24 protein-coding genes are annotated in these 25556 nt (G+C 66.1%); 15 read left to right on the top strand and 9 right to left on the bottom strand.

What is annotated here, in order from left to right; translation table 11 throughout:
• Positions 1-2: 2 nt before the first annotated feature.
• On the top strand, positions 3-215 hold the full coding sequence (locus tag F0U60_RS07860; RefSeq protein WP_395816045.1) for a hypothetical protein: 213 nt from the start codon (positions 3-5) through the stop codon (positions 213-215).
• A gap of 64 nt (positions 216-279) precedes the next feature.
• Here the strand turns inward: F0U60_RS07860 and F0U60_RS07855 are convergent, their stop codons facing one another.
• Positions 280-990 (bottom strand): DJ-1/PfpI family protein, encoded by a 711-nt coding sequence (locus F0U60_RS07855; RefSeq protein ID WP_395816042.1) that lies wholly within the window; start codon positions 988-990, stop codon positions 280-282.
• An 87-nt stretch (positions 991-1077) separates the two neighbouring features.
• On the opposite strand from F0U60_RS07855, the gene F0U60_RS07850 reads away from it, so the two are divergent.
• Together F0U60_RS07850 and F0U60_RS07845 are read left to right on the top strand one after the other, a co-directional pair.
• Positions 1078-2082 (top strand): GlxA family transcriptional regulator, encoded by a 1005-nt coding sequence (locus tag F0U60_RS07850; RefSeq protein WP_395816038.1) that lies wholly within the window; start codon positions 1078-1080, stop codon positions 2080-2082.
• Positions 2063-2278 carry a hypothetical protein gene (locus tag F0U60_RS07845; RefSeq protein WP_395816035.1) on the top strand — a complete coding sequence of 72 codons (216 nt, stop codon included), beginning with the start codon at positions 2063-2065 and terminating at the stop codon, positions 2276-2278. Before F0U60_RS07850 ends, F0U60_RS07845 begins: the two co-directional genes overlap by 20 nt.
• Positions 2279-2323: 45 nt before the next feature.
• On the opposite strand, the gene F0U60_RS07840 is transcribed toward F0U60_RS07845, so the two are convergent.
• Positions 2324-3577, bottom strand: a complete 1254-nt coding sequence (locus F0U60_RS07840; protein ID WP_395816033.1) for a PQQ-dependent sugar dehydrogenase — start codon at positions 3575-3577, stop codon at positions 2324-2326.
• 621 nt (positions 3578-4198) lie between these two features.
• On the opposite strand from F0U60_RS07840, the gene F0U60_RS07835 reads away from it, so the two are divergent.
• From F0U60_RS07835 to F0U60_RS07825, 3 genes are all read left to right on the top strand, one after another.
• The gene (locus tag F0U60_RS07835; RefSeq protein ID WP_395816030.1) at positions 4199-4858 is read left to right on the top strand and encodes a hydrolase; all 660 of its coding nucleotides are present in this window, start codon (positions 4199-4201) and stop codon (positions 4856-4858) included.
• Between the two features lie 88 nt (positions 4859-4946).
• Positions 4947-6782 carry an amidohydrolase gene (locus tag F0U60_RS07830; protein ID WP_395816026.1) on the top strand — a complete coding sequence of 612 codons (1836 nt, stop codon included), beginning with the start codon at positions 4947-4949 and terminating at the stop codon, positions 6780-6782.
• On the top strand, positions 6772-8403 hold the full coding sequence (locus tag F0U60_RS07825; protein WP_395816023.1) for an MFS transporter: 1632 nt from the start codon (positions 6772-6774) through the stop codon (positions 8401-8403). The genes F0U60_RS07830 and F0U60_RS07825 overlap by 11 nt, the downstream gene beginning before the upstream one ends.
• 118 nt (positions 8404-8521) lie before the next feature.
• Here the strand turns inward: F0U60_RS07825 and F0U60_RS07820 are convergent, their stop codons facing one another.
• Positions 8522-10024 carry a hypothetical protein gene (locus tag F0U60_RS07820; protein WP_395816020.1) on the bottom strand — a complete coding sequence of 501 codons (1503 nt, stop codon included), beginning with the start codon at positions 10022-10024 and terminating at the stop codon, positions 8522-8524.
• Positions 10025-10406: 382 nt separating this feature from the next.
• Here F0U60_RS07820 and F0U60_RS07815 point away from each other — a divergent pair, with 382 nt between their 5' ends.
• The 3 genes from F0U60_RS07815 to F0U60_RS07805 all read left to right on the top strand — a co-directional run bounded on the left by F0U60_RS07815 (position 10407) and on the right by F0U60_RS07805 (position 14213).
• Positions 10407-12062, top strand: coding sequence for a M14 family metallopeptidase (locus tag F0U60_RS07815; RefSeq protein ID WP_395816017.1), 1656 nt, complete (start codon positions 10407-10409; stop codon positions 12060-12062).
• Between the two features lie 70 nt (positions 12063-12132).
• Positions 12133-12792 carry a class I SAM-dependent methyltransferase gene (locus F0U60_RS07810; RefSeq protein WP_395816014.1) on the top strand — a complete coding sequence of 220 codons (660 nt, stop codon included), beginning with the start codon at positions 12133-12135 and terminating at the stop codon, positions 12790-12792.
• Positions 12789-14213, top strand: a complete 1425-nt coding sequence (locus tag F0U60_RS07805; RefSeq protein WP_395816012.1) for a DUF4082 domain-containing protein — start codon at positions 12789-12791, stop codon at positions 14211-14213. Before F0U60_RS07810 ends, F0U60_RS07805 begins: the two co-directional genes overlap by 4 nt.
• 39 nt (positions 14214-14252) lie before the next feature.
• On the opposite strand, the gene F0U60_RS07800 is transcribed toward F0U60_RS07805, so the two are convergent.
• The 3 genes from F0U60_RS07800 to F0U60_RS07790 all read right to left on the bottom strand — a co-directional run bounded on the left by F0U60_RS07800 (position 14253) and on the right by F0U60_RS07790 (position 16964).
• On the bottom strand, positions 14253-15272 hold the full coding sequence (locus F0U60_RS07800) for a hypothetical protein (protein WP_395816009.1): 1020 nt from the start codon (positions 15270-15272) through the stop codon (positions 14253-14255).
• A 352-nt stretch (positions 15273-15624) separates the two neighbouring features.
• Positions 15625-16428, bottom strand: a complete 804-nt coding sequence (locus F0U60_RS07795) for a phytanoyl-CoA dioxygenase (RefSeq protein ID WP_395816006.1) — start codon at positions 16426-16428, stop codon at positions 15625-15627.
• Between the two features lie 320 nt (positions 16429-16748).
• Positions 16749-16964, bottom strand: coding sequence for a hypothetical protein (locus F0U60_RS07790; RefSeq protein ID WP_395816003.1), 216 nt, complete (start codon positions 16962-16964; stop codon positions 16749-16751).
• Positions 16965-17237: 273 nt separating this feature from the next.
• Here F0U60_RS07790 and F0U60_RS07785 point away from each other — a divergent pair, with 273 nt between their 5' ends.
• Positions 17238-18284: a hypothetical protein gene (locus tag F0U60_RS07785; protein ID WP_395816000.1), complete on the top strand. Its 1047-nt coding sequence runs from the start codon at positions 17238-17240 to the stop codon at positions 18282-18284.
• Positions 18285-18340: 56 nt separating this feature from the next.
• Here F0U60_RS07785 and F0U60_RS07780 read toward each other — a convergent pair whose 3' ends face one another.
• Positions 18341-18925 (bottom strand): TetR/AcrR family transcriptional regulator, encoded by a 585-nt coding sequence (locus F0U60_RS07780; protein ID WP_395815998.1) that lies wholly within the window; start codon positions 18923-18925, stop codon positions 18341-18343.
• A gap of 212 nt (positions 18926-19137) precedes the next feature.
• On the opposite strand from F0U60_RS07780, the gene F0U60_RS07775 reads away from it, so the two are divergent.
• The 3 genes from F0U60_RS07775 to F0U60_RS07765 all read left to right on the top strand — a co-directional run bounded on the left by F0U60_RS07775 (position 19138) and on the right by F0U60_RS07765 (position 22188).
• The gene (locus F0U60_RS07775) at positions 19138-20148 is read left to right on the top strand and encodes an NAD(P)-dependent oxidoreductase (protein ID WP_395815995.1); all 1011 of its coding nucleotides are present in this window, start codon (positions 19138-19140) and stop codon (positions 20146-20148) included.
• A gap of 39 nt (positions 20149-20187) precedes the next feature.
• The gene (locus tag F0U60_RS07770) at positions 20188-21195 is read left to right on the top strand and encodes an NAD(P)-dependent oxidoreductase (protein ID WP_395815992.1); all 1008 of its coding nucleotides are present in this window, start codon (positions 20188-20190) and stop codon (positions 21193-21195) included.
• An 81-nt stretch (positions 21196-21276) separates the two neighbouring features.
• Positions 21277-22188: an MBOAT family protein gene (locus tag F0U60_RS07765; RefSeq protein ID WP_395815989.1), complete on the top strand. Its 912-nt coding sequence runs from the start codon at positions 21277-21279 to the stop codon at positions 22186-22188.
• 124 nt (positions 22189-22312) lie between these two features.
• Here the strand turns inward: F0U60_RS07765 and F0U60_RS07760 are convergent, their stop codons facing one another.
• Positions 22313-23143, bottom strand: coding sequence for a hypothetical protein (locus F0U60_RS07760; protein ID WP_395815986.1), 831 nt, complete (start codon positions 23141-23143; stop codon positions 22313-22315).
• A gap of 208 nt (positions 23144-23351) precedes the next feature.
• Here F0U60_RS07760 and F0U60_RS07755 point away from each other — a divergent pair, with 208 nt between their 5' ends.
• Entirely contained in the window at positions 23352-23906 is a 555-nt protein-coding gene (locus F0U60_RS07755; RefSeq protein WP_395815983.1) for a dihydrofolate reductase family protein, read from the top strand.
• A 27-nt stretch (positions 23907-23933) separates the two neighbouring features.
• Here the strand turns inward: F0U60_RS07755 and F0U60_RS07750 are convergent, their stop codons facing one another.
• Positions 23934-24596, bottom strand: a complete 663-nt coding sequence (locus F0U60_RS07750; RefSeq protein WP_395815980.1) for an RNA 2'-phosphotransferase — start codon at positions 24594-24596, stop codon at positions 23934-23936.
• A gap of 103 nt (positions 24597-24699) precedes the next feature.
• On the opposite strand from F0U60_RS07750, the gene F0U60_RS07745 reads away from it, so the two are divergent.
• Entirely contained in the window at positions 24700-25554 is an 855-nt protein-coding gene (locus F0U60_RS07745; protein ID WP_395815977.1) for a LysR family transcriptional regulator, read from the top strand.
• The last annotated feature ends 2 nt before the right edge of the window (positions 25555-25556 follow it).

Below are 25556 nucleotides of genomic sequence, written 5' to 3'. Positions count from 1 at the left end.
TCATGGCCTTTGACTTCCAGCGGAGGAGAGCGAGCTTTCCGACGCATAGCGGCAGCCCTCAAACCATGGAGTTCGCGTTTGAGTTTCCGTCCAACGTGCGGTCAGCCGAAGCCGCGCTCAACGGCTTCAACGTTGGATACACCAATGGCGATCATCACCTGCTCAGGACGGAGATCGACACTCTCGCTCCGCGACAGCTCTGGCACGTTCGATGATCCCTACAACGGCTACATAGACTTCATGGTGATCGTGGATCGCGTATGAAGCTCGCCTCAACACTTATGCGGCCGGATTCGAGCCCCGACGGTAGTCCGCGCCCAGGCGCTGCACGACCGCCTCCTCCTTGGCCATGTCGAACCCGAGCGCCGCGGCGACGGTGGGAAGCCGGCCCAAGACCTCCTCGGAGGCCAGCTCGGGGCGTCCGGCGTTGAACGGGGGCGCGGGCGCGTACTCAAGCAGGAGCTGGATGGACTGGGCGGTGACAGGGCCCGCCAGCTCAGCGACGAGGGTCAGTGCGAAGTCGATTCCCGCGGTGACACCTCCGCCCGTCAGCACATGGCCGTCGCGCACCACGCGCGCCGCGTCCGGGATGGCGCCGAAGAGGGACAGCTGCTCGCGTGCGGACCAATGGCAGGCGGCCCGCCGATTCTCGAGCAGCCCCGCCGCGCCGAGGATCAGCGAGCCCGTGCACACGGACGTGACGAAGCGCGCCGTGGAGGCCAGACGGCGCAGCGCGTCCATGAAGACCCGGTCCTCCACCGCGTGCGTGATGGGACCGCCCGGAACACAAAGCACATCACACCGCTGGACGTCCTCGAGCCGGGCCAGGGGCGAGAGCGTCAGGGAGCCCTCGCGGATGGGCTGCCCGCCCACGGAGGCGAAGATCTGCCTCGCCCCGGGGAGCAGCCCGAACACCGCCTGCGGTCCCATGAAATCCAGATACGACACACCCGGGTAGAGAGGGAAAACAATGTCGAGGTTCGACGCCATGGTTTGGACTCCTTGTCTGGGTTTGACGAACGCACTCTCCTCCTTCAGACTCGTGGCGGAAAGGACGTAGTTCCCTCAATTTCCGCCATGGTCCGCGACATCGGGTTCCTCATCTTCCCCGCGTTCCAACTGCTGGACCTGACCGGCCCCATGTCCGTGTTTGAGGCGCCGTCACTCCACGGGGCGACGCCCTATCGGATGTGGCTGCTGTCCGAACACGGCGGTGCAGTGAAGAGCTCCGCGGGGGTCGACATGCTGACGCAGCGGGTGGACGAGGCACCACCGCTGGACACGCTCGTGGTCGCGGGGGGACCTGGAACCGAGGCGGCGATGGAGTCCCCGGCGCTGCTGGACTTCCTGAGAGCCTCGGTGTCGTCCAGCCGGCGTGTCGCGAGCATCTGCACGGGCGCCTTCCTCCTGGCCGCCGCGGGCCTGCTTGATGGCCGGCGTGCGACCACCCATTGGCGCGTCGCCGCCGGGCTGCAACGGCGCTTTCCTCGGGTTCACGTCGACGCGGAGCGAATCTTCATCCAGGACGGCCCGATCTGGACGGCGGCGGGGGTCACCTCGGGAATTGATCTCTCGCTCGCGCTGCTCGAGGAGGACCTGGGCCTGGAGGTGTCACGCACCGCGGCGCGCGACCTGGTTGTCTACCATCGCCGGCCCGGGGGCCAATCCCAGTTCTCCACGCTGCTCGACCTGGAACCGCCCTCGGATCGCATCCGCCTCGCGTTGACCTTCGCCCGCGAGCACCTGCATGAGCCCCTCAACGTCGAGCGGCTCGCTCAGGTGGCGTGTCTGAGCGTCCGTCAGTTCGGGCGGGCGTTCCTCGAGGAGACGGGACAGACGCCAGCGAAAGCGGTCGAGCAACTGAGGGCCGAAGCAGCCCGGGTGCGCGTCGAGACCAGCGCCGAGCCCATCGAGGACGTGGCGCGAGCGGTCGGCTTCTCCGACCCCGAGCGGATGCGCCGAGCCTTCCTGCGCGTGTTCGGCCAGCCCCCCCAGGCGCTCCGGCGCGCGGCGCGGGAAGGCAGCGAAGTGCTCGACAGAACCACCACCTCTCGGAGACCTCATGCAACCGCTGCACGATGACGAAGTCCTGGAGATCATTCGAAGGCTGCAGTCCGGTGGCTACGCGACGGAGCACGAGACGAGCGAGAAGGCACACCGCATCGTCTCGCGCTACCCCGGAGTCTTGGACTTGATCTTCCATGACCCCAGGGAGCTGACACCTGAGCAGATTCTCGCCGAGGCAAAGAATCGGCGGCCGATCCTGCTCGGGCCTTGAGCGACGCTTCCCTGCGCCGATCTCAAGGCCCGGCGACGTGGCGGGTCAGCGCGGCGTGACCTTGAGCAGCTGACCGTTGGTGGCGTCCGTGAGCAGGTAGAGCGCCCCGTCGGGGCCCTGGACGACCTCGCGGATGCGCGCCTTCCTATCGGTGAGCAACCGCTCCTCGCCCACTACGCGGTCATTCCTCACCATGAGCCGCACCAGCGCCTGACTGGACAGTCCTCCGATGAAGACGTTGTTGCGCCACTCGGGGAAGAGGTCCCCGGAGTAGATGGTCATCCCCGAGGGGGAGATCACCGGATCCCAGTAGTACACGGGCTGCTCCATGCCCGGGGCCTGGGTGCTCTGGTGAATGGGCGCGCCCGAGTATTCCTCGCCGTAGCCGATGGTGGGCCAGCCGTAGTCCTTGCCGGCCTCCGGGCGGTTGAGCTCGTCACCCCCGCGCGGCCCCATCTCCACCGTCCACAGGCGATTCTGGCTGTCGAGCGCCGCGGACAGGATGTTGCGGTGCCCCAGCGACCAGATCTCCGGCCGAGCACCCGCAGTGTTGAAGAACGGGTTGTCCTGAGGCACCGAGCCGTCGGGGTTGATGCGGACAACCTTCCCGAAGTGGCTCTTGAGGTCCTGAGCCTGAACCCGGCCCTCGAGGATGGAGCGCTCACCGAGCGTGACGAACAGCTTGCCGTCCGGCGTGAACACGAGCCGTCCCCCTGCGTGCAGGGTCGAATCGAGCGTGGGCAGCATTCGGAAGATGACCTGCACGTTCTCCACGCGCGGCTGCTCGCCGTCCACGAGGCGCGCACGAGCCACCGCCAGGCCATTGCCGCCCTCGCGCGGCTCGTAATAGGTCCAGTAGATGAGCTGGCTCTGGGCGTAGTCGGGACCGATCTCCACGTCGAGCAGCCCGCCCTGCCCGCGAGCATCTACGGCTGGCAGACCCGCGACGGGAGGGGACTTCGTGCCCTGCGGAGTGACGATGTAGAGCGAGCCAAGCTTCTCCGTCACCAGCATGCGCGAATCCGGCAGGAAGGCGATGGCCCAGGGATTCCTGAAGCCCGAGGCAATCTCGGTGACCTGGAGGGCCGTCTTCGTCTGGATGGCCGGAGCGCGCGTCTGACCGGGGAAGGCCGGCTGGAACTCGGGCACGTTGGGAGGACCCTGCTCGACCGGGGGCCCGCTTGGGAGGGGCTCCTCCGGCGGTGGAGTCTCGCCCCCGGGGGGCTCCGGGTCCGGGGGCTTGCTGCTGCAGCCAGACAAGAAAGCGGCAAGGACAACGATCATCGGGAAGGTTCGCATGAGACTCTCTCCACGGCGGTGATGGGTCTACACAGGGGTGATGAACGATGCGTGTTCAGCTTCCATGCGGGGACAGGATCGTATGCCTCCTTGCAGGTCAAATAACCAGGAGGTTCTTGTCTCGCCACAAGCCGAAGGTTCGCGGAGCGAACCGCTCAAAGGCCGCGGAATAGAAGGTAGAGGAGCGCGGAGAGGGCGAGCGAGACGAGAACAGAGCCCAGACACCCAAGCTTGTTGGAAAAGAAGAAGAACATGCCCGCAAAGGTGAGGAGCACCCCAGCGGTTCGCAGGCTCCGCAAGGCAGACGGATGCATGGAGTGTCCGGCGGGCAACACGCGACGCGAGTTCCACCGGACAACACAGGGCACAGCGGGCCTCACGGCCTCCTTCGAGCCTTGGAGATCGCCGAGCGCACTTCCAGTGGAAGTATCAGAGACGCCTTGTGGCTCTGGCGCTCCGCGCGGGCCTTCGCTCCCCCATTCGGGTGAGGCGCCTCATGAGCTTTCGGGTGATTCCCACTAAAGCCAAACGCTCTACTCTGTTTGACGTGGGCGGGACTGCTGAGTCGCGCGCCATTGCGAATTTTTTGAACTGAAAACCCAACCAAAGAGGAACACCCCCATGAGTCCCAAAGCGACCCCGACGCCTGGAAAAGGCCTTCTGTCGCCCACCGATCACGCATTGATCCTGATCGATCACCAATCGCAGATGACCTTCGCGACGCATTCGATCGACATCGCGACGCTGCGCAACAACACCGCGTTGATCTCCAAGGGCGCCGCCGGCTTCCGCGTGCCGACCCTGCTGACCACGGTCGCCGAAAAGAGCTTTTCGGGACCGTTGTTCCCGGAGATCACCGCGGCGTTTCCTGAGGCGAAGATCTACGACCGCACCAGCATGAATGCCTGGGAAGATAAACAGGTGATCGCGCAGATCAATGCCTTCGAGAAGGAGCGACTGGTGTTCGCGGGACTCTGGACCGGCGTGTGCATCGTCGGCCCTGTTCTGTCGGCGCTCGACCAGGGCTTCAAGCCGTTCGTCATCACCGACGCCTGTGGTGATGTGTCCAACGAGGCGCATGAGCGCGCGGTGCAGCGCATGGTCCAGGCCGGTGCGGTTCCCATGACCAGCCTGCAGTACCTGCTCGAGCTGCAGCGCGATTGGGCGCGGACCGCCACGTATGGTCTGACCACGGGCATCGCCGCGACCCACGGCGGCAGCTACGGAATCGGCATTCAATACGCCAAGACGATGTTCGGCGGTTCCGAGGGCGGCCACTAACAGCCGCTAACGGCCATGCGGCCATCGGATGTCATCAGCGATAACGATTGTCTCCGGCATGAACGCCGGACTTGAAAGGACTACACCGATGGCCGACCTGATCGTACGAAACGCCAGGATCACCACCCTGGACCGGGACAACCCGTCGGCGACGGCGCTGGCCGTTGCCGACGGCAATTTGCTGGCAATTGGCAACGATGCCGAGGTCATGGCACATGCCACCGCCAAAACCCGGCTCATCGACGCCGGAGGCCGACGCCTGATCCCCGGCCTCAACGACAGCCACCTCCACCTGATTCGCGGTGGCCTGAATTACAACATGGAGTTGCGTTGGGACGGCGTGCGCACGCTGGCCGACGCCATGGCGATGCTGAAGGCGCAGGTGGCGCGTACGCCAGCGCCGCAATGGGTCCGCGTGGTGGGCGGCTTCACCGAACACCAGTTCGCCGAGAAGCGCCTGCCGACGTTGAAGGAGCTCAACGAGGCCGCGCCGGAGACTCCCGTCTTCATCCTGCATCTGTACGACCGGGCACTCCTCAACCGCGCCGCACTGCGCGCTGTCGGCTATACCAAGGACAGCCCGGATCCGCCCGGTGGCCAGCTCGAGCGCGACAAGGCCGGCAATCCCACCGGGCTGCTGCTGGCCAAACCCAATGCGCTGATCCTCTACGCGACCCTGGCGATGGCACCGAGGCTGCCGCCGGAATACCAGCTCAACTCCACCCGCCACTTCATGCGCGAGCTGAACCGGCTGGGCATCACCTCGGTGATTGATGCCGGTGGCGGCTTCCAGAACTATCCAGACGACTACGAGGTCATCCAGAAGCTGCATGCCGATGGCAAGCTGACGGTGCGCATCGCCTACAACCTGTTTACCCAGAAGAAGGGTGGCGAGCTCGCGGACTTCGACCGCTGGTCGAGGACGCTGAAGCCGCACGAGGGGGACAGCATGCTGCGCCACAACGGCGCTGGCGAGATGCTGGTCTTCTCAGCGGCAGACTTCGAGGATTTTCGTGAACCGCGCCCGGAGCTGCCGCAAGGCATGGAGGGCGAGCTGGAAGATGTGGTGCGCCTGCTGGCGGAACGTCGCTGGCCGTTCCGCATCCATGCAACCTACGACGAGAGCATCAGCCGCGTGCTTGATGTCTACGAGAAGGTGAACCGCGAGGTGCCCTTCGACGGGCTGCACTGGTTCATCGACCATGCCGAGACCATTTCGGAGCGCAATATCGAGCGCGTGCGCGGCTTGAAGGGCGGTATCGCCATCCAGCATCGCATGGCGTACCAGGGCGAGTACTTCGCGGAGCGCTACGGCAGTGAGGCGCTCAAGCGCACGCCGCCGGTGCGCAGAATGCTGGACGCGGGCGTTCCGGTCGGCGCTGGCACCGACGCGACGCGTGTGGCCAGTTATAACCCGTGGGTGGCGTTGTATTGGATGGTCAGCGGCCGCACGCTGGGCGGTCTGTCGATGTACAGCGACGACAACCGGCTGGAACGAGAAGAAGCGCTGCGCCTGTGGACACACGGCAGCGCGTGGTTCTCACATGAGCAGGAGCGCAAGGGCCGGCTGATGGTTGGCCAATATGCCGACTTCGCGTTGCTGTCCTCGGACTTCTTCAGCGTGCCGGAAGAGGCGATCAAGGACATCTCCAGCGTGCTGACGGTGGTGGGCGGCAAGGTGGTGCACGGCACCGGCGACTTCGGCCCGCTCGCCCCAGTGTTGCCTGACCCCATGCCGGACTGGTCACCCGTGAGCCGGTTTGGTGGCTACCAGGGGGGTTCACTCGCGCAGGCCCGTGCAGTGCTCGCAACGCCGTGTGGCGTGCATGGTCACGGCAAGGATCACGCTGCACACCACCACACCCCTAGCGGTGATCTGCGTGGCTTCTGGGGCGCATTGGGGTGCCTGTGCTATGCCTTCTGAAGCGGGCGTGACCGCGGCTGCGCCCCCGGCTCCGGCGGTTGGCGCATGGGAACCGCTTCGCCATCCCGAGTTCCGTGCGCTATGGCTGGCGACCCTGACCAGCAACATCGGGACCTGGGTTCAGGATGTCGCCGCCGCCTGGTTCATGTCGGAGCAAACCAGCTCACCGCTCATGGTCGCTGCGGTGCAATCCGCGACGACGCTGCCCGTCGTGGCGTTCGCGCTTGTTGCCGGCACGCTGGCGGACATCGTTGATCGTCGGCGTTACCTCATCGGGGTACAGCTGTGGATGCTCTTCGTGGCCACGCTGGTCGCCGTGCAGGCACACGCCGGCCGGCTCGATGCATGGTCACTGCTGTGCCTGACCTTCGCGCTCGGTGCGGGTGCGGCCATGGCGATGCCGGCTCAGGCCGCGACCACCGCCGACCTGGTCCCGCGCTCGGTGCTGGCGCCGGCAGTGGCCTTGAGCTCCATTGGCATGAACATCGCGCGTTCCATTGGCCCCGCCTTCGGTGGGCTGATCGTGGCGCGATTCGGCGCGGCCTGGGCGTTTTCACTCAATGCGCTGTCGTTCCTGGGCGTGGTGTTCGTCCTGTGGCGTTCGCGGCCAGCGCAGTCCGTCTCCACCCTGCCCGCCGAGTCTTTCGGCGGTGCACTGCGCGCGGGGTTGCGCTATGCGGCACAGGCCAGCGAATTTCGGTCGGTGCTGCTCAAGTCGGCTTGCTTCTTTGTATTCGCCAGTGCCCTGCCCTCCCAGCTGGCCATCGTGGTTCGACAGGAGCTTTCCGCGGGGGCGGGCACCTATGGAATGTTGCTAGGGTTCATCGGTGCGGGGGCGATCGGTGGCGCCATCGCGTTGCCGCGGCTCCGGAGGCGGTTCGATGTCGACAGCCTGGTGCCAGCCGCGACCCTGCTCTACTCCCTCACCATGCTGGCCCTGGCAGGAACCCGCGACCTCCGGATCCTGTGCGTGGCAATGCTGGTCAACGGCGTGTCGTGGATCACCGTGCTGTCATCGCTCCAGACAGCCGCGCAGGTCTCGGTCCCCGCCTGGGTACGTGCCCGAGCGCTGTCGCTCTACATCGTGGTCTTCTCGGCGGGCATGGCGGGAGGCAGCCTGCTCTGGGGCACGATCGCGCAGCACGCCGGCACGGGAGCGGCGCTGACCTGGGCGGCGGTGTCGGCGGTACTCGCAGGTGTCTTCTCGCTGCGTTTCCGGTTGGGCGCGGCCATGACGCGGGATACCAGCCCGTCCGCACATTGGGCGCAGCCGATCCTGGACGCGAAGCTCGACCACGAGCGCGGTCCGGTGCTGGTAACGGTGGAATACCTCATCAAGCCAGCGGATCGCGGAGAGTTCCTGCACCACATCCACCAGCTCGGAGGAACCCGCCGGCGCGACGGTGCGGTGCAGTGGGGTGTGATGGAAGACGCGGCGCAGTCAGGTCGCTTTCTCGAATACTTCGTCGTCGATTCCTGGCTGGAGCATCTTCGCCAGCATGAGCGTGTCACCCACGAGGAAAAGCACCTGCAGGACAAGCTTCGCGCGCTGCATCGCAACGCACAGCCGCCCTCCGTGCGCCACTTCATCGGTGCCTCGCCCGTAAGCGCGCACCCGTGACCCAGAGAGCATCCGGTACTCACGCCCGAGGTGACACCCCGAGGCCTGAGGCCGCCGCACGGCGACTCCAGGCCTCGGGCGTTTCAGGGGCTCAGTCGCCCAGGCTCAACCCGCCCCCTCACGGGAAGAGTCGGTACACGACGTCGGTCTGCGACTGGATGCTGCCGCTGCCGGGCAGGCCGCTGAGGGCGATGGGGGCAGACCAGGCGCTGGCGGCACCAAAGTTCGGTGTGCCATCCGCGTTCATGGGGATGGTGCGGGTGAAGCCCTGGTTGCCACGCCAGATGCCCTGCAGCATGGTTTGCCCGTTGGGATAGAGGGTCTCGCTCAGGCTCTGGACGTCGCCGGAGCCCGGCAGGACGGAGCTGGAAGTGGGCCCAGACCAGGCGCTGGCCGCGGCCCAGTTCGGCGTACCGTCCATGTTCATGGGGACGGTGCGGGTGAAGCCCTGATTACCGCGCCAGAAGCTCTGCCGCAGCACCCGTCCGAAGGCGATGACAACGGCCTCGGAGGCCTGGAGGGAGCCGGAGCCAGGCAGCCCCGACAGCAAGGCAGGACCGGACCAGGCGCTGGCCGCGGCCCAGTTCGGCGAGCCATCCGCGTTCATGGAAACAGTACGGGTGAAGCCCTGGTCGCCACGCCACATGCTCTGCATCATCGTGCGCCCGTTCGAAAAGATGAAGTCGCCCTGGCCCTGCATGTCACCGGCGCCGGGCAGGCCGGAGATGGCGACGGGGCCGGACCAGCCGCTGGCGGCGCCAAAGTTGGGCACGCCGTTGCTGTTGAGGGGCACGGTCCGGCTGAAGCCCTGGTTGCCGCGCCACATGCCCTGCAGGAGATAACCCGGAACGGACGGGAAGAAGGCGTTCTTGGCGGGGAACAGCAGGGAGATGTCATTGGCGTTGAAGCCGATGGTCGGGAACTCCCACCAGTTGCCCATGACGGAGGAGGCGAAGCTGCCACCGTACGCATCGGGGTGGGGCAGACCGAAGACATGGCCCAGCTCGTGCGCCGCCGCGCCCGTCTGCAGGCGCCGACCGGACCACCAGTACGCGCCCTCGGGCACGGAGCCGTCCAGGCTGTCGATGGCCCAATCGCCGAGGATGGCCCAGCCGCCGTCCCCGGAACCCAGCTCGCGGCCACCGGCCCAACCGCCCGCGCCCTTGACGAAGATAACAACCGAGTAGCCACTCTCGTTCTGCGCGGGCGGCGTGGGATAGCCGCGCCGATGCAGCTCCGCGACAACGGCGCCCTCGAAGCTGGAGTTCACCTCGACGCCGTCCGCATAAATGTTACGGCCGTTCCAGGTGATGCCATAGGCCTCCTTGAAGCCATCCGCCTGCACCACCTCTACGTCATTCAGGCGGAAGGTGCGCATGGAGCCGAGCTTCACGCGATAGTAGCCCTGGATTTCCCGCATGGCGGAGCGGATGGCGGCAGCCTCCGCCTGCACATCGCCGCTGCTGGTGCTCCAGTCGCGGGGAACGAAGAAGATTGGCAGCACCGAGTAGTCAGGCCACCGGTACGGGAAGGTGGGGGCAGCTCTCGCAGCGCCTGGCGCCAGGCCAGAGAGGCCCACGAACGCCAGACACAGCCAGGTAATTGCAGACCGAAGATTCACCGTCAGACTCCTTGTCACCCTGCGAAGACAAGCAGGCATTTGAGATATCTCACAGCTGACTGACATTTTGAGTATTGGCATTTTTCTTCAAGGGTTCGTCCATGAGGCCCCGAGCCTGCGATCGGGGCCTGATTGACTGACACACCTCGGATTTTCAATGTCGCATCATGCCGTTCCCCGTTCCCAGGTCTCAGGCAACTCGTAAGGGATAACTCGTAAAGAGCCCCTCTCCGGGGCACTCGAGTCCTTTGACACCTTCCCGGTACATTTCCGGCACGGGGCCAACGTGTCTCTCAGTTTACGATCATCATTCTGTGAGAATTTTCATAACCGGCATTCCTGGAATAAAACGCATTCCCTCCCTTGCCGTGGAGGAACCCCCATGCCGTCATCCGTCACTGGAGTTCTCGCAGCCGCAGCGCTCGCCGTCTCCCCTCTCGTTGCGCAGGCAGGAGTCCCTGCGGAAGGACAGTCCCGTCCGTCCGTCCTCCTCGCCCGGGTGTCCTTCAAGTCCCGGGTGGATCTGGATCGGCTCGCCGAGACGCTGGATCTCAGCGCGGCGGTGGATCACGAAAAGAAGACCGTGGAGGCCGTGCTCTCGCCCGAGGAGTACGACGCGCTGGTGAAGGAGGGTCGCCGCGTGGAGATCCTCGAGGAACAGACGCGGCTCCTGAATGAGCCACGCGAGGGGCGGGTGTCCCTGGCCGGCGGTATTCCTGGCTACTCGTGCTACCGCACGGTGGACGAGACCTACGCCGCCATGGCGCAGCTGCCCATCACCTACCCGAACCTCGCCTCGTGGAATGACATCGGCGATACCTGGGACAAGCTGACGGCGGGAGGCAAGCCGGGAGATGACCTGCGGGTGCTGGTGCTGACGAACAAGGCGCGCACGGGCTCCAAGGCACGGTTCTTCCTGATGGGCGGCATCCACGCCCGCGAGTACACGACGGCGGAGCTGGCCACGCGCTTCGCCGAGCAACTCGTGAGCCGCTACGGCACCGACCCGGATGTCACCTGGCTGCTCGACTACTCCGAGCTGCACGTGGTGGTGCAATCCAACCCGGACGGCCGCCGCGTCGCGGAGACGGGGTTGTCCAAGCGCAAGAACACCAACACCACCGAGGGCTCCTGCTCCACGACGACGTACGGAGTGGATCTCAACCGCAACAGCAGCTTCGACTGGGGTGGTGCGGGGGCGAGCACCAGCGTGTGCAATGAAACCTACCGAGGGCGCTCGGCGGCCTCCGAGCCGGAGACGAAGTCGCTGGAGAACTACATCCTCTCCCTGTTCCCGGATCAGCGAGGGCCCGCCTCCACGGATCCCGCCCCCGCGGATGCAACGGGCCTGATGCTCAGCCTCCACAGCTACGGCGGTTATGTGCTCTATCCCTGGTCCGCCACCACGGCGGCGGCGCCGAACGCGACCCAGCTGCGCACCCTGGGGCGCAAGTTCAACTACTTCAATGGCTATCAGGCGTGCCAGGTGAGCTCGTGCCTGTACTCGGCCTCGGGCTCCACGGACGCCTTCGCGTATGGGCGGCTCGGTATTGCGTCGTTCACCTTCGAAATGGGGGGTGCCTTCTTCGAGAGCTGCACCACCTTCGAGAACACCATCGTCCCCAAGAACATGCCGGCCCTCTACTACGCCTTCAAGGCGGCACGGCGGCCGTACCAGGTGGCGGCGGGCCCGGACTCCATCAACCTCGCGCTGTCGGCGAGCACCGTGACGCAGGGGACCTCGGTGACGCTCACGGCTCGGGCGGATGACACCCGCTACGGCACCAATGGGGGCACGGAAGGCTCGCAGGCCATCGCCGCCGCGCGCTACTCCATCGATGCCCCGTCGTGGGTGTCGGGGACGCCCACGTTCGCGCTGAGCGCGGTGGACGGCAGCTTCAACAGCACGGCCGAGTCAGTGCAGGCCACGGTCTTCACCTCAGGCCTGGCGGCGGGCCGGCACACGCTCTTCGTGGAGAGCCAGGACGCCAGCGGAAACTGGGGCGTGCCCACCGCCATCTTCTTGAACGTGCGGTAGTTCATTTTCTCCTCGGGCCCGGGGAGCTTCGAGAGAGGCTCCCCGGCGAGGACAGGAGAAAGGACTCGTTATGGCCATCACCCTATCGTCGCAGGACTACGCCACGGCGTTCCGCGTGCTCGCGGCCACCGCCCGGCACCCCGAGAACATCGGGCAGCTCGTCGAAGAGCGAGTCCTCCCCCGGCTGCCCAAGCAGCCCGCGCTGCTGGACGTGGGGGCAGGGTCAGGCAAGGTGGCCGAGCGGCTCGCGCCGCACTTCAGCTCACTCACCTTGCTCGAGCCCAACCAGGCGCAGCTCGCCGGACTCAAGCTCAAGAAGGCGAAGATCCTCCTCGAGCCGCTGGAGCGCTACCACTCACCCGAGACGTATGAGCTCGTCCTGTGCTCGCACGTCATGTACCACGTGCCCCTCTCCGACTGGGGCGAGTTCATCGACAGGCTGCTCACGTTCGTGCGCCCCGGAGGCTACTGCCTGCTCCTCATGGCAGCCGCTCGAGGGCCAACCTATGAGCTGTGTCGCGACTTCACAGACACGCAGCGCTTCAGCGAGCAGGTGATCGCGACAGTGCAGCAGAAGCGGCTTGCGCACGAGGTGGTCGCGATGATGAGCGGGTTTGTCACGAAAACCTTCGAGGAGATGTACACGCTCTCACCCACGGGGTCCTGTGATTCTAAACCGGGAATGTTAGTAAGACGCGCCAGAACCGCTTCTCCTGGAGATGCATCTTGAAACGACATTCCTTTCCGTGGCTGACCCTGTTCGCGTTGGGACTCATGTGCGGCCCCGTGGGCTGTACGGACACGGAAGAACCGGCGCCGGGCACAACGGCCCGGACAGAAGCGTCACCGTTACTGGCGGGTGAGCGCACGCTCTTCCCCGAGTCCGCATTGCCAGACGTCGCCGCCGAGAATGACGGCGAAGCAGTGGAGTTGGGCGTGCGCTTCCGCAGCGACGCGCCGGGCCGGGTGATGGGGGTGCGCTTCTACAAGGGGCCCGGCAACACGGGCACGCACACCGGAAGCCTGTGGACGGCCTCGGGCTCGCGGCTGGCCCAGGTCACCTTTACCAACGAGACCGCTTCCGGATGGCAGGAGGCGCGCTTCGCCACGCCCGTCACCATCTCCGCGAATACCACTTACGTCGTCTCGTACCACGCCCCCATGGGCCACTACGCGGTGACGGAGCCGGGCTTCACGTCCGCGGTGGCCTCGCCGCCCCTGCATGCACCCGCGGACGGGGATGGGGGCAACAACGGCCTCTACCATTACGGCGCCAGTGACTTCCCGACGGGCAGCTACCGCGCGAGCAACTACTGGGTGGACGTGGTGTTCCAGCCGAACGACACCACGCCCCCGAGCGCGCCCACCAACGTGAATGCGCTGGCCACCTCGTCCACCTCCATCGACTTGACGTGGTACGCGTCCGTGGACGGCTCGGGCGAGGTGCGGGGCAACGCCCATGCGCACCTGGTGTACCGCAATGGCCAGCTCGTCGCGGAGCTGCCCGGCACCACCCTGCGCTACCGCGACACGGGCCTGACGCCCTCCACCACGTACCGCTACACCGTGCGAGGCCGTGACCTCGCCGGAAACCTGGGCCCGCCCTCCACGGAGGTCACCCGCACCACCCTGTCTGACGCCGCGTGCAACCCGTGCAGCCTGTGGGACAATGTGACGGGCAAGCCGCAGTACTTGAACGCCGATCCCTCACCCACTGAGGTGGGCCTGAAGTTCCGCTCGGATGTGGCGGGCACGGTGACGAAGATCCGCTTCTACAAGAGCGGCAGCGACAACGGTCCGCATGAGGGCCACCTGTGGAGCGAATCGGGCACACTGCTGGCGACCACCCTGGCGAGAACGGGCGAGGGGACGAGCGACTTTGGTTGGCGCGAGCTGGCCTTCGCCACCCCCGTGCCCCTGCAGGCGAACACGACCTACGTCGTCTCGTACTTCGCGCCCGGGGGCTACTACCCCGTCACCTTCCAGTACTTCGCCACCAGCGGCCTGGACGTGCCGCCCCTGCACGCGCCGTCCACCGTGGAAGCCGGAGGCAATGGCGTGCGCCTCGTGGGGAGCAGCGGGTTCCCCACCGAGGCCTGGTTGAACACGAACTTCTGGGTGGACGTCGTCTTCACGCCCAACCCGTTGTGACGCCTGGGGGCCAGGAGTCGCGCCTGGCCCCACCTTCACCTAGGCACCGGGCTGCACGAGGAGCTGCACGCGGCCATAGTTGTCGTTGTAAGGACTGTCGACGATGCGCACCTGCAGTGCGTTGTCGTCTCCCGTCAGCTCATAGGTGTACTTGTGGTCCTTCTCGTTGAAAGACGCCGTGCTGGCCGGGTGCTTCCAGGTCTTTCCCCCATCCAGGCTGAACTGGATGCTGCCATTTCTCAGGGGAGCAGGCTCCTTGCTCCTCTCCAAGCCAGAGCCAGGGGGCCACGCGAAGACGAACTCGGGGTCGACACCCACCAGCTTGTTCGCCCCCTTCGGGCTGTTAAACATGGGCGTAGGCTCCGGCTTGCCTGACTTCGCTCCGGTTTTGGGGAAGTTCCACGCGCTATACGTCCCCTGCATCGTGACGCGATACGGCTTGCCTCGCGCGAGCACCATCTCGCTGCGGATAGGGGTGTTGCTCCGAGTGTCGAGCCACAACTCCTCCTCGGCAGCCTGCACGGAGATCTGCACGCGCCCGTAGTTGTCGGCATAAGGAGAATCGACGATGCGCACCTGCAGTGCGTTGTCGTCTCCCGTCAGCTCATAGGTGTACTTGTGGTCCGTCGCGTTGAAGGACGCAGTGGTGGCCGGGTGCTTCCAGGTCTTCCCCCCGTCCAGGCTGACCTCGATGTAGCCACTTCTCCGGGGAGCAGGCTCCGGCAGCGAGTCCATGTAGGTGCCAAGAGGCCACGCGAACATGAACTCGGGGTCGACGCCGACCAGCGTGTTCGCACCCTTCGGGCTCGGCCACATGGGCTTGGGCTCCGGCTTGCCTGACTTGGTGCCGGGGGCGTTGAACGTCCACGCGCTATACGTCCCCTGCATCGTGACGCGATACAGCTTGCCTCGCTTGAGCACCTGCTCACTGCGGATGGGGGTGTTGGTCTGGGAGTCGAGCCAGAGCTCTTCCTTCTGCGCCCAGGCGGAGGTAGCCACCAACACCAGCAACCCCGCGCAGCGCGCGGCCAGTTTCGACAAACATCTCACGTCGCTCATATGCAGCTCCTCGGGTGTGTACTGCGCGGTGCTTCAGGACCGCTTCCGCACGGTGCTCTATGCAAGCGATAAGCCGCAGGCCGAGAGCCCGCGTATTCTCCGGCCAGACCGCTCAAGCGCACCTCGCCCAAGGCCCTGCCTTTCCCCTCTGAGGAGGGAGGCCAGGGCAGGGGTGTGCCCCAAAGGCGGTTACGCGGCGCCCAGCACCGGCGCGGCGTGTCAACTGACATGTCAGAGGTGAGTCATGACACGCCGCTGACGTGTCATGACCGCGTCAGCCAGCCAGTCCTCACCTCCACCAAGCCAACTCTCAGAAACCCGCCCGGCAACCCGTCCGCCGGGCGGATTGCATTCAGATGGTCGTCCGTAGGGCGTTGCGGATCGCCCGTTCGACGGGCGAATAGGCACCATCCGGCCGCTCAAGCAGCAGCGGCTGCGTTGGAAGCAGCGCCGGCTGAGCGAGGAACCGCGGTCGCAAACCGTGATGGGGCTGACCCGCATGAACAAGGAAGGGGTGGCAGAGATAGACGGTTCCCGCCTCCCCCACTGCCAACACTTCCGGCAGCTCCGCTGTTTCGGCAAAGCCGTTGGCGGCCAGCTCACGGAGTGTGAGACCGGCCTCTCCTGCTGGCGCCAACCTGCGAGCTATCTCCACATGGGAGCCAACCCGGATCCGAGTGGGCGCATCCTTCTCTCCGACGTCGGAGAACAGGAAGAGCATCAGCAGCGCCCGTCCTTTTGACGTGACGTTCGCGCGCCAAGACATGAAGTCAGGGTTCTCGGTTCCAAAGCTCACATCGATGTGCCAGCCGGCGTCTCCGGGATCTTCGGTGGAGGGGAAACGGATGACGAAGGTGCCGAGCATACCGCGTGGCGCCCACCGCCCCGGTCCGACCAACTGCTCAAAGGCCTGATGCAGGACGGGCGTATTGGCAGCCTTGACGAAAGGCGCCTGTCCATACTGGTTCAGCCGAATAACCGGCCGAGTCCAGGTGGACGGATCCTCTGGGTTGCATCCCGTGTCCCGCCACAAGATGGCACGGGCCTCATCGGCCAGTTGCCGAGGAAAGGCCTCGTTGATCCTGACGAAGCCCTCATGGATGAATTGATGAACTTGCGCGTCGCTCAGCGCGAGCGCGTTCTGATGTAGAGGCATGAAATCTCTCTCTCAATGTCGGCCAGTTTCAGCGTCCGTAGGGGAACGGGCTGGACCAGGCAGCAAGCGCCCCAGCTCGATACCCGCGCTTCGGTGCGACGTGGACTTACTTCTCTGGGAAGAAAGCCGCTGCGCTATTGAGAAAGAGAGTCATCATGGCGGGGCCATCTTGCCGCCGCCCTACCGGAAGTCAACCCCCGCCAGACAGACTGAGAAAGTATCAAACAGTTTCTTGTCTCCGGACACCTCTGCGCAAATCGCATCGACCGCAACCGCTTCGACAATGCGCGGGAGCTCGATTGACGGCAGTCGAGAGGGGGTCAAAGAACTTCCCCTCTCCCCATGGGAGAGGGACGGGGTGAGGGTGACTCCGTCCCCGGGTTGGATCGGAAGGTGCCGAGGTCTCCCTCGGGAAGGTCGAAGATGAGCCAGCCCTCGCCCACGTCCGAGTAGGGCAGCTTCAGATTGTCGCGCAGGAACGCACGCGCCGCTTCCGGTCCGGACGAATAAAACAACCCATGCAGACCGCGAATCATGGAACCCCTCCTCGCGCGTGATGCGCAGGGGCTCATTCGCTAGCACGCGGCTTCTCGCGCCTTCAAGCGTCCGGGACCTCGATGGGGTACGAGGAAGAAGTGGGAGCTGGCAACTCCCGGGTTGGCGTGTCCGTCGTGGCATCCCTACCTTGAGCTGGGAGGCCGAAGATGCAGCAGAAAGGGCAAGGGTCCCAGCCTGGCAATGGTACGATGCCCCCGTTTCTTCCTTCCGGAACAGCCGGGCGAGCCGGACACCGGGCGTCGGATCCCCAGGTGCGCAGCCTCATCACCGCCATCGAAGTCCGGGAGAAGGAGATTCGCACGGTGCTTGAGCGGCCCCGTGCCCCAGGCTGGCCCGGACTCCTGGGACTGCACAAACACCCGGAGCTCATGCACCCTGAACGGATGAAGGCGCTCACCCGGATCGCGGCGCGTCTTGTCGAGTTGCAACGCATCCTCGAACTGTCCGACTCCGACGAGCCCTGGCCCCTTCAGAGTGCGAAGAATCTCGTCGAACGGGCTACCGGGGAGCTCGGCCTGGACGCGGCCTGGGAGCTGGCCGAGGAGCTGAGGATCGAGCTCCTCTGGTTCCAACCCAACGAGAGTCTGTGGGCCCAGTTGGAGGAGAGCCAGCGGACCCGGCCAGTGGCGGGAGACCGGTGGGCGTCCGGCTATCTCGCCGAGAACATGGAGACACTCCGCAAGCAGTACCTGGAGCACGTGTTGAAGGGCCTCCGACCGCCGCGGATGTGGCGGAGCCTAACCGTGGAGGTGTTGGCGAGCCGCTACAGGGCGTGGATCGAAAGCTTCCGTCATGCCCGTGCCCTGGCAAGGCTCCGGGCGAGGTACTTCCTCCTGCTCCTCCTGGTGCTGTCCATCGTGCTCTCCCTGTCGGTCTTGGCACTCCTCGGGGTCGGAGCCGCCTCGCTGTCTGCTCCCCGTCAGTCGCTCTTCGTTGCACTCGCGACCGGGGCACTGGGAGCCGTCCTCAGCGGCGTGTACAGACTGCGTGACCGGGTGAAGAGCATCCGAGATCTGCACTCGAGCTGGGCGACGTACCTCATCCAGCCATTCATTGGCGCCACCGCCGGGTTGCTCCTGTTCGTGGTGTTGCGCAGCGGCTACGTGAAGTTCGGGAACTTCGAGCCGGCCCGCCTGCACTTCGTCCACTACGCAGTGCTGGGCTTCGTGGCTGGATTCGCCGAACCATTTCTGCTGGGCATTGTCGGGCGTATCTCCCACCTCGGGGAGGAGCGAGAGAACGCCGGGGACAAAGACGGAGGAGATAAAGACGGAGGAGATAAGGAGGGAAAGACGTAGCCCCTGCGGAACACAGGCGCGTCTCCCTTCCGCCCGTCACGCGCTCGCCGGGGCGCCTATGTGGAGAGCCCGCGAATGATGAGCGTGGCCAGGGTCGCGGCGGCCTTGGCCTCCTCGACGCGGCCTCGAATCATCTCCCGCGAAATCGCCTCCGCCGCGCCGATGATTCCGACGCAGCGCAGGTGGAGCTCCTCCTCCGACAGGTTCGTGTAGGGCGCGAACGCCTCGCAATAGAGGGCCACGTAGCTGTCGATCAGTTCCCGCTGGAAGGCCTCCATCTCCTCGTCGCCCTTCAGCGCGGCCGAGATGGCATGCCACTCCGGGCCGGCCGACGTGTAGCAATTCATGTAGGCGCGGCTCACCACGCGGGCGACGTCTTCCAGCCGGCGCCGTGTGCGCGTGAGCGCATCCTTCAGCACCGTGACCTGCCGGGCGTCTATCTCCGCGTAGAGCGCGATGAGCAGCCCGGAACGCGTCTTGAAATGCTCGTAGGCCACGGGCTTGCTGACGCCGGCACGCTCGGCGAGATAGCCGAGGGTCAACGCGTCCGTCCCCTCCTCGCGCACGATGGTCTGCGCGATGTCGAGCAACTGGTCGCGCCTCTGGGCCTTCGGCAGCTTCTTGCTGGATGTCTCGCTCATGGCAACGCGGCTCGCACCTGAACCGGTGTTAAGTGACTGTAACGCGCCGCCAGGCGCGGAGCACGAGCCGCGTCGCTGCCCCTGCCCTTTCCTCCGAACAAATCGTGGCGAACCTACCACCAGTAACTTACTAAAGGTAGGAACCCGAGCCGGACGGACGTGGCCGCTTCCGACCACGTCGCCGCCCCGCCATGCAAAGGAGCCCTCCCGCCATGTCCGCGAATACACAGCAGCCCGTCCTCATCATTGGAGGTTCCGGCCTCGTCGGCTCCCAGGCCGCGAAGATGCTCCGCCGGCTCCAACCAGACCTGCCCATCACGATTGGAGGACGCAACCTGACCCGGGCCGACGCCGTCGCCAGAGAGGTGGGCGGCGCAGACACCGCGAAGATCGACCTGGAGCGACCGGACCTGGGCCTGCCTGCCGGGAAGTCCTTCAGTGCGATCGCCCTATTCGTGAAGGACGACACCCTCAACTCGCTGCGGTACGCGCAGGCCCAGGGGGCGGCCTACCTCAGCATCTCGACGGGCCTGTTCGAAATCGGGCCGGAGGTGGGGCTCTACGTCGCCAGGCCCAGCAGCGCACCCATCCTCATGGACAGCCTCTGGCTGGCGGGAGCCGCGACGCTGCCGGCCCTGCACTTCGCCAAGGAGTTCCGGACTCTCGAGGCCATCGAAATCGCCGCTGTTCTCGATGAGGAGGACCTGGGCGGACCGGCGGCATATGCCGACTTCGAGCGCATGACGAAGGCCGCGGCGAGCTCCCTCCTCCTCAAGGACGGCAAGTGGCGCTGGGCCCAAGGAGCGGACGCGGCACGCACCCTCGTGGGCGTGGACGGGGCGGAGCTGCGGGTCCAGGCCTATGCGCCGCTCGACCTCATGAGCCTCGCCGGGGCAACCGACGCCCGGTCCATCCGGTTCGACCTCGCGGTGGGACAGTCGGCGACCCGCAAGCGCGGCGAGCCCTTCTCGACGGAAATCATCATCGAGCTGGTGGGCCAGCAGCGAGATGGAACGACGGGACGCGTCCGCTACGAGCTCGTCCATCCCGCGGGTCAGGCGCCCGTGACGGCCCAGGGCGTCGCCGTGGGCATTGAGCGGTTGCTCGGCCTCGCGGGCGGCCCGCCCGTGGCACCCGGGCTCTACCTCCCGCATGTCCTCATCGACCCGGCCTACATGGTGCGGCGCCTGGAGGAGATCGGCACCCGCATCCGTCGGGTGTGAGCGGCCCAGTTCCAGAACAACTCCAGGAGTGTATCCACCATGTCAGCTCAAATGAATCCCGTTCTCATCATCGGAGGCTCCGGCGTCGTCGGCAGTCGCGCGGCCCGAGCGCTTCGTCGGCTCCAGCCAGCCCTCCCCATCACCATCGGCGCACGAGACCTCGCCCGCGCCGACGCGCTCGCGAAGGAAATCGGCGGTGCGAATGCGGCGAGAATCGACCTGGAGCGCCAGGACCTGGGCCTCCCCGCCGATGCGGCCTTCAGCGCCGTGGTCGTGTTCCTGAAGGACACCTCGCTCAACTCGATGAAGTACGCGCAGGCGAAGGGCATCCCCTATGTCGCCTTCTCGGACTTCGTCTTCGACATCGGACCCGCGGTAGCTCACTACATCCAGAAGCCTGGCAGCGCCCCCATCCTCATGCTCGGTCACTTCCTCGGTGGAACGGTGACCATGGCAGCCCTCCACTTCGCCAGGGAGTTCCAGCGCCTTCATTCCATCGAAATCAGCGCGGTCTTCGATGAGGAGGACGTGGGCGGACCCGCGGCCAAAGGCGATATGGAGCACGTCGCCCAGAGCGTGCCGCATCCGCTGATGCTCAAGGACGGGAAGTTCCTCTGGGCCCGGGGAGAGGAAGCGACCCGCGTCTTCCGGGGCGTGGATGGAACGGAGTGGAAGGGACAGGCCTATCCGCTGCTCGACGTCGTGAGCCTCGCGGCCGCGACGGACGCCAAGACCGTCCGCCTCGACTTCGCGGTGAGGCCCACAGCCAGCCGCCGCCCCGGCCAGGGCCTTTCACACGAGGTCATCATCGAAATCGTGGGCGAGCGGAAGGACGGGACGACGGGACGCGTCCGTCACGCGCTCACCGACGACGACGTGCACTCCGGCATGAGCGCTCGGGGCGCGGCGCTCGCGGTGGAGCGGCTGCTCGGCCTCGCGGGAGGCCCCCCCGTGGCGCCAGGGCTCTACCATCCCGAGGGGCTGCTCGACCCGGCCTACGTGGTCGAGCGGCTGAAGGAGTTCGGCACCCGCGTCCAACGCGTGTGAGATCCTCCAGGAGCTGCCCTCTGTCCCCAGCGACAGGGGGCGCACCGTGAAGGACGAGGATCCGCGTGGTAAGGTGGGCGGGTGCTGCTCCTCGCCCTCTACGTGGGGCTGATCTACGCTGCGGGACTCGCCGCTGCGCTGCTGGCGACTGGACCGGTGTGGCGGCGGACAACGGCGCTGCTCGTCATGAGCGCGGCGCTTCCGGTGGCCTTTCTCGCGCCCGCCGACTACCAGACCTTCCGAGCCTTCGTGGCGCTGGGCAGCCTGTGGTTCCTGGCTCGCACCGTGGAGCTCGTCCGAGAGCCCAGGCACCTGCCCGTGACGCGCCGCATCTGGCATGCGGTAGGACTGGTGGACACCCGCCTCGCGCGTCGCAGGGCCCCTTCGGTAGATCGGCCGGCGCTGGTCCGACTGCTCCTCTGCATACCGCTCGTGGCCGCTGGCTTCGTGGGCGTGTACTACGGCAGCCAGCTCTCCTCGAGCGCACTCCGGCTCGGGCTCCGCTGGGGCTTCGGCGCCTTATTCACGTACACGGCCGTCGAGGTGGTCGTCTCCGGGGTCATCCTCTTCTATAGCGCGTTGGGGATCGACCCGCGCCCGCTCCATGACGATCCGATTCTCTCGAGGACGATCGCGGAGTTCTGGGGCCGCCGCTGGAACCGGGCGGTGCACCGCTTCCTGAAGCTGAACGTCTTCGCCCCCGTGGCACGCCGGGGCTACACGGAGCTGGGGCTGGTGCTCACCTTCGTGGTCAGCGCCCTCTTCCACTTCGCCTTCATGTTGCCGGCGGTGGGACCGGGTCTGGCCGCGATGATGGGAGCCTTCTTCCTGCTTCAACTCCCGTTCCTCTGGGCGGAGCGCGCCCTAGGGGTCGCCCAGTGGAAGGAGCCTCTGGCCCGAGCGTGGACGCTCACCCTGCTCTTCGTGAGCTCTCCTCTCTTCGTTGAGCCGGTGCTCCGGATCGTCGACAGCTGGACCGCGGCTCCGGGGTAGCCCGGCGGTGAGCCTTGTTCCCCAAGTGGAGCCCCTCTTCCAGGGCTTCCAGCGGAAGAGGGGGTCGCTGCCTCGCAATGGAGGTCAGTGCTCCTTCACCGACCGTGCGCCAGATGGCGCGCTCCTACCCGTTACGGCCTGAAGAGGAACATGTAGGCACGCTACTGGGGAGAACGCACGGCGCATTCCCCATCTCTGCGTCGCCCTGCCGCCCGCTCCCTCCTGTTCCCTCGGGGGTCGGTGCCTGACTTGGCCCGAGCGGCTGACCAGGAGAAGTGCGTTCCAGCACCTGCGCGAGGCGGTTCAACCGGCGTTCGGCGGAGAGATCGGCGACCCGCTCCCCAATGAGGAGCGCCTGGAAGAGCAGGACGAGCAGCAACATCCAGAACGCTGGTGCGGCGCGCAGGGGCGTGAAACCGAGCAACTGCTTGGAAGCCGGAGAGTCGGAGGAGCCCGACTCCTTTTCGTCGGAATAGATGGTGGTGGGCTCCAACGACAGTGACTCCAGCACGAAGGCGCGCTCGGATGCGCCCAGGAACGAATTCAGTACGCGTTGCAGCCCCATACGAATGAGTTCCGAGAGCGCCTTCCCTGCTTCCTCGCTCACAGTTTGGAGCGCGGTCCTTCCGAGGCTCCCCAAAAGCAATACTGTGCCTTCCACCACCAGGCTTCCGGGAGCGAACCGCACTTCCGCCTGGACGCGAACAGACGGGGGAAAGTGCTTGCGAAGCTCCGACTCAATTCGCTCCGCGACCTCATCCGCGATTTGATTCAACTCTTGCGCGGCCTTGACGGAATGATCTCTCTCAGAGGAGGGCTCTTGGGAATTCGAGGGGGAGGAGGGTGCATCTACATCAATGTTTGCTTGCGAATGGGGAGAGCCATTCTTGAAGCGGATTCGCCCGGCACTCCCGCGGAAGGCAAACGCATAGATGGTGTTGAGCTGTTCAGACATGGGGATGTCTCCTTGCAAGCAGCAACCTGCCAGGACCCGTGCATGCCTATGACTGAAGGTAGGTCGCTCTTCGACTGCCCAACAAAGCAGGCGAGCCCAGGCAGATTTCCGCCATCAAAAAGAGAGGAGTCACCCGGCAGCGGATGTGACGGCGGAAGATTGATGGTAAGTGGGCTGGAAATCACTCCACCCATCCGAGGAGAACCCCATGCGCAGACTCAGCGTCTTCAACCAGGTCTCATTGGACGGCTACTTCGTGGACGCACATGGAGACATGAGCTGGGCCCACAAGCAGGACGAGGAATGGGACCGCTTCGCCTCAGAGAACGCAAGCGGTGGCGCAGAGCTCCTCTTCGGCCGCGTGACGTACGAGCTCATGTCTAGCTTCTGGCCTACGCGGCAAGCGCTCGAGGCGAACCCCGTCGTGGCGGAGCAGATGAACAAGCTCCCGAAGGTGGTGTTCTCGAGGACCCTCGAGAAGGCCTCGTGGAATAACACCCGGCTGCTCAAGGGCGACCTGGCAGCGGAGGTGCGCAAGCTCAAGGAGGAGCCCGGACTGGACCTCTTGGTGATGGGGAGCGGCTCCATCGTCGCGCAGCTCACCGACGCACGCCTGGTCGACGAGTACCAGGTGGTGATCATCCCCATCGTGCTGGGCGGCGGCCGGTCGATGTTCGAGGGCTCGAAGCGGCTGGACCTGAAGCTCCAGAAGACGCGCGCCTTCACCAACGGCAACGTGGTGCTCTGGTACGAGCCGCGCTGACGTGAGGACGGGCGGTGGCTCCGCGCCTCATCCGCCCCGGGACGGCGCGGGTGGGGAGCTCTCCGTCCCCAGCCGTCTTTTCAGCTCCGCGAGCGCGGAGCGTCCCGGACCATTGCACGCGAGCACGTCCACGATGGCGGCGACGGGGATGGCGCGCGCGAGCAACACCCCGTTGGGTGCGCGGAAGATGCGCAGCCCCGAGGCCCGGAGGCGCGCGGGGGAGATGACCAGCAGCACATCCACACCGGCGCGCTTGCCCACCTTCGAGTCCACCCCGGCGGCCAGGTGGACATGGGTGCGCGCTGCGGAATGGATGCCCTCCCCCGAGAGGATGGCGCGCGCGGCGACCACAGCCGTGCCGTGGTAGAGGGGCGCGTCTCCGAGCACCTCTTCCCAGCTGCGCTCCAGCCCGTCGAGCGTCACGGGAGTGCCCTCCAGGGAGTGGCCCTGCACGGCGCGCACCTGCTTGCCTCGCACCTCGTAGCGCGACTTGTTGTTCTCCGCGACCACCTCGTCAAACTCCTCGCGAGACAGCCCCGTCATCCGCAGCACCTCGCCGATGTGGGCAAAGCCCGCGGAGTCCATGGCAAGGCCCATCTCCCGGGCGCCATGGCGCAACAGCCATGAGAGCTTCTTCGATTTCCTGGCGAGCGCCTGGAGGTCCATCTCCGGGCGACGTGAACTGGCCATGACTTGTTCTTCCTTTCTTCCGAGGAGGAACACTAGCCGACCCCGTTCCCACGCACGAATCGGGACTTCCCTCCAGCTATCGAAGAAGCAGATAGTTGAACTCATGGAAACGGATGGGCTTCGCGCCTTCGTGGCGTTCGCGGAGGCTGGCTGCAATCTGACGCTCGCGGGGCGCGCTATCGGGCTGTCCCAGCCAGCGATACATGCGCGACTGCAAGGGGTGGCGCGGGAGCTGGAGACCACCCTCTACGAGCGGCGGGGCCGGCGCCTCCAACTCACTCCGGATGGAGCGCGTGTGCTCGCCTGGGCGCGTGACGTGCTCGAGCGTGAGCGCGCCCTGCGCGTGGAGCTGCGACAGGGACACGCGGAGGAGCGGGTGGTGCTCGCCTGCGGAGAGGGGGCCCTGGTGCATGTGGTGACCGACCGCGTCGCTCCGCTCCTTCGCGAGCGGACCGGAGTGCTCTCCTTCCTCGTGCTGGATGGCCCCGCCGCGGTCGCCGCCGTGGAGCGCGGCTCGGCGCACCTGGCGGTGGTGGCCGGGCCCGCCTCCAGTCCCCCAGGACTGCGTTCACAGCCGCTCGTCACCGCCTCAATGCTGGCCGTGGCTTCCCGGCAGCACCCGCTGGCGCGGGCGGGACGCGAGGTGGAGGTGGGGGCACTGCTCGAGCACCGGCTCCTGGTGCCTCCGCTCGGCCGCGCCCTGCGCGCCACCCTGGAGGACGCCGCCGCGGCGCATGGACGAACTCTCGAGGTCGCCGCGGAGGTGACCGGCTGGGAGGCGGTCTGCCGGCTCGCGGCATTGGGAGTGGGAGTGGGGGTGATCAACGACGTGGTGGCCACCCCGAACCTCGCCCGCCTTTCCGTGCGCGGACTTCCCCCGGTGACCTACCGGTTGCTGATGCGGCGTGGACGTGGCACGCGGCTCGCGGAAGAGGTGGTGCGGGCCCTGCTCGGCTGACC

The sequence above is a fragment of the Archangium minus genome, assembly GCF_044360475.1.
GTDB classification, from domain to species: domain Bacteria; phylum Myxococcota; class Myxococcia; order Myxococcales; family Myxococcaceae; genus Archangium; species Archangium minus.
Note: the sequence above shows the minus strand (reverse complement) of the source record. Positions and strands in the feature narration are given on the sequence as shown.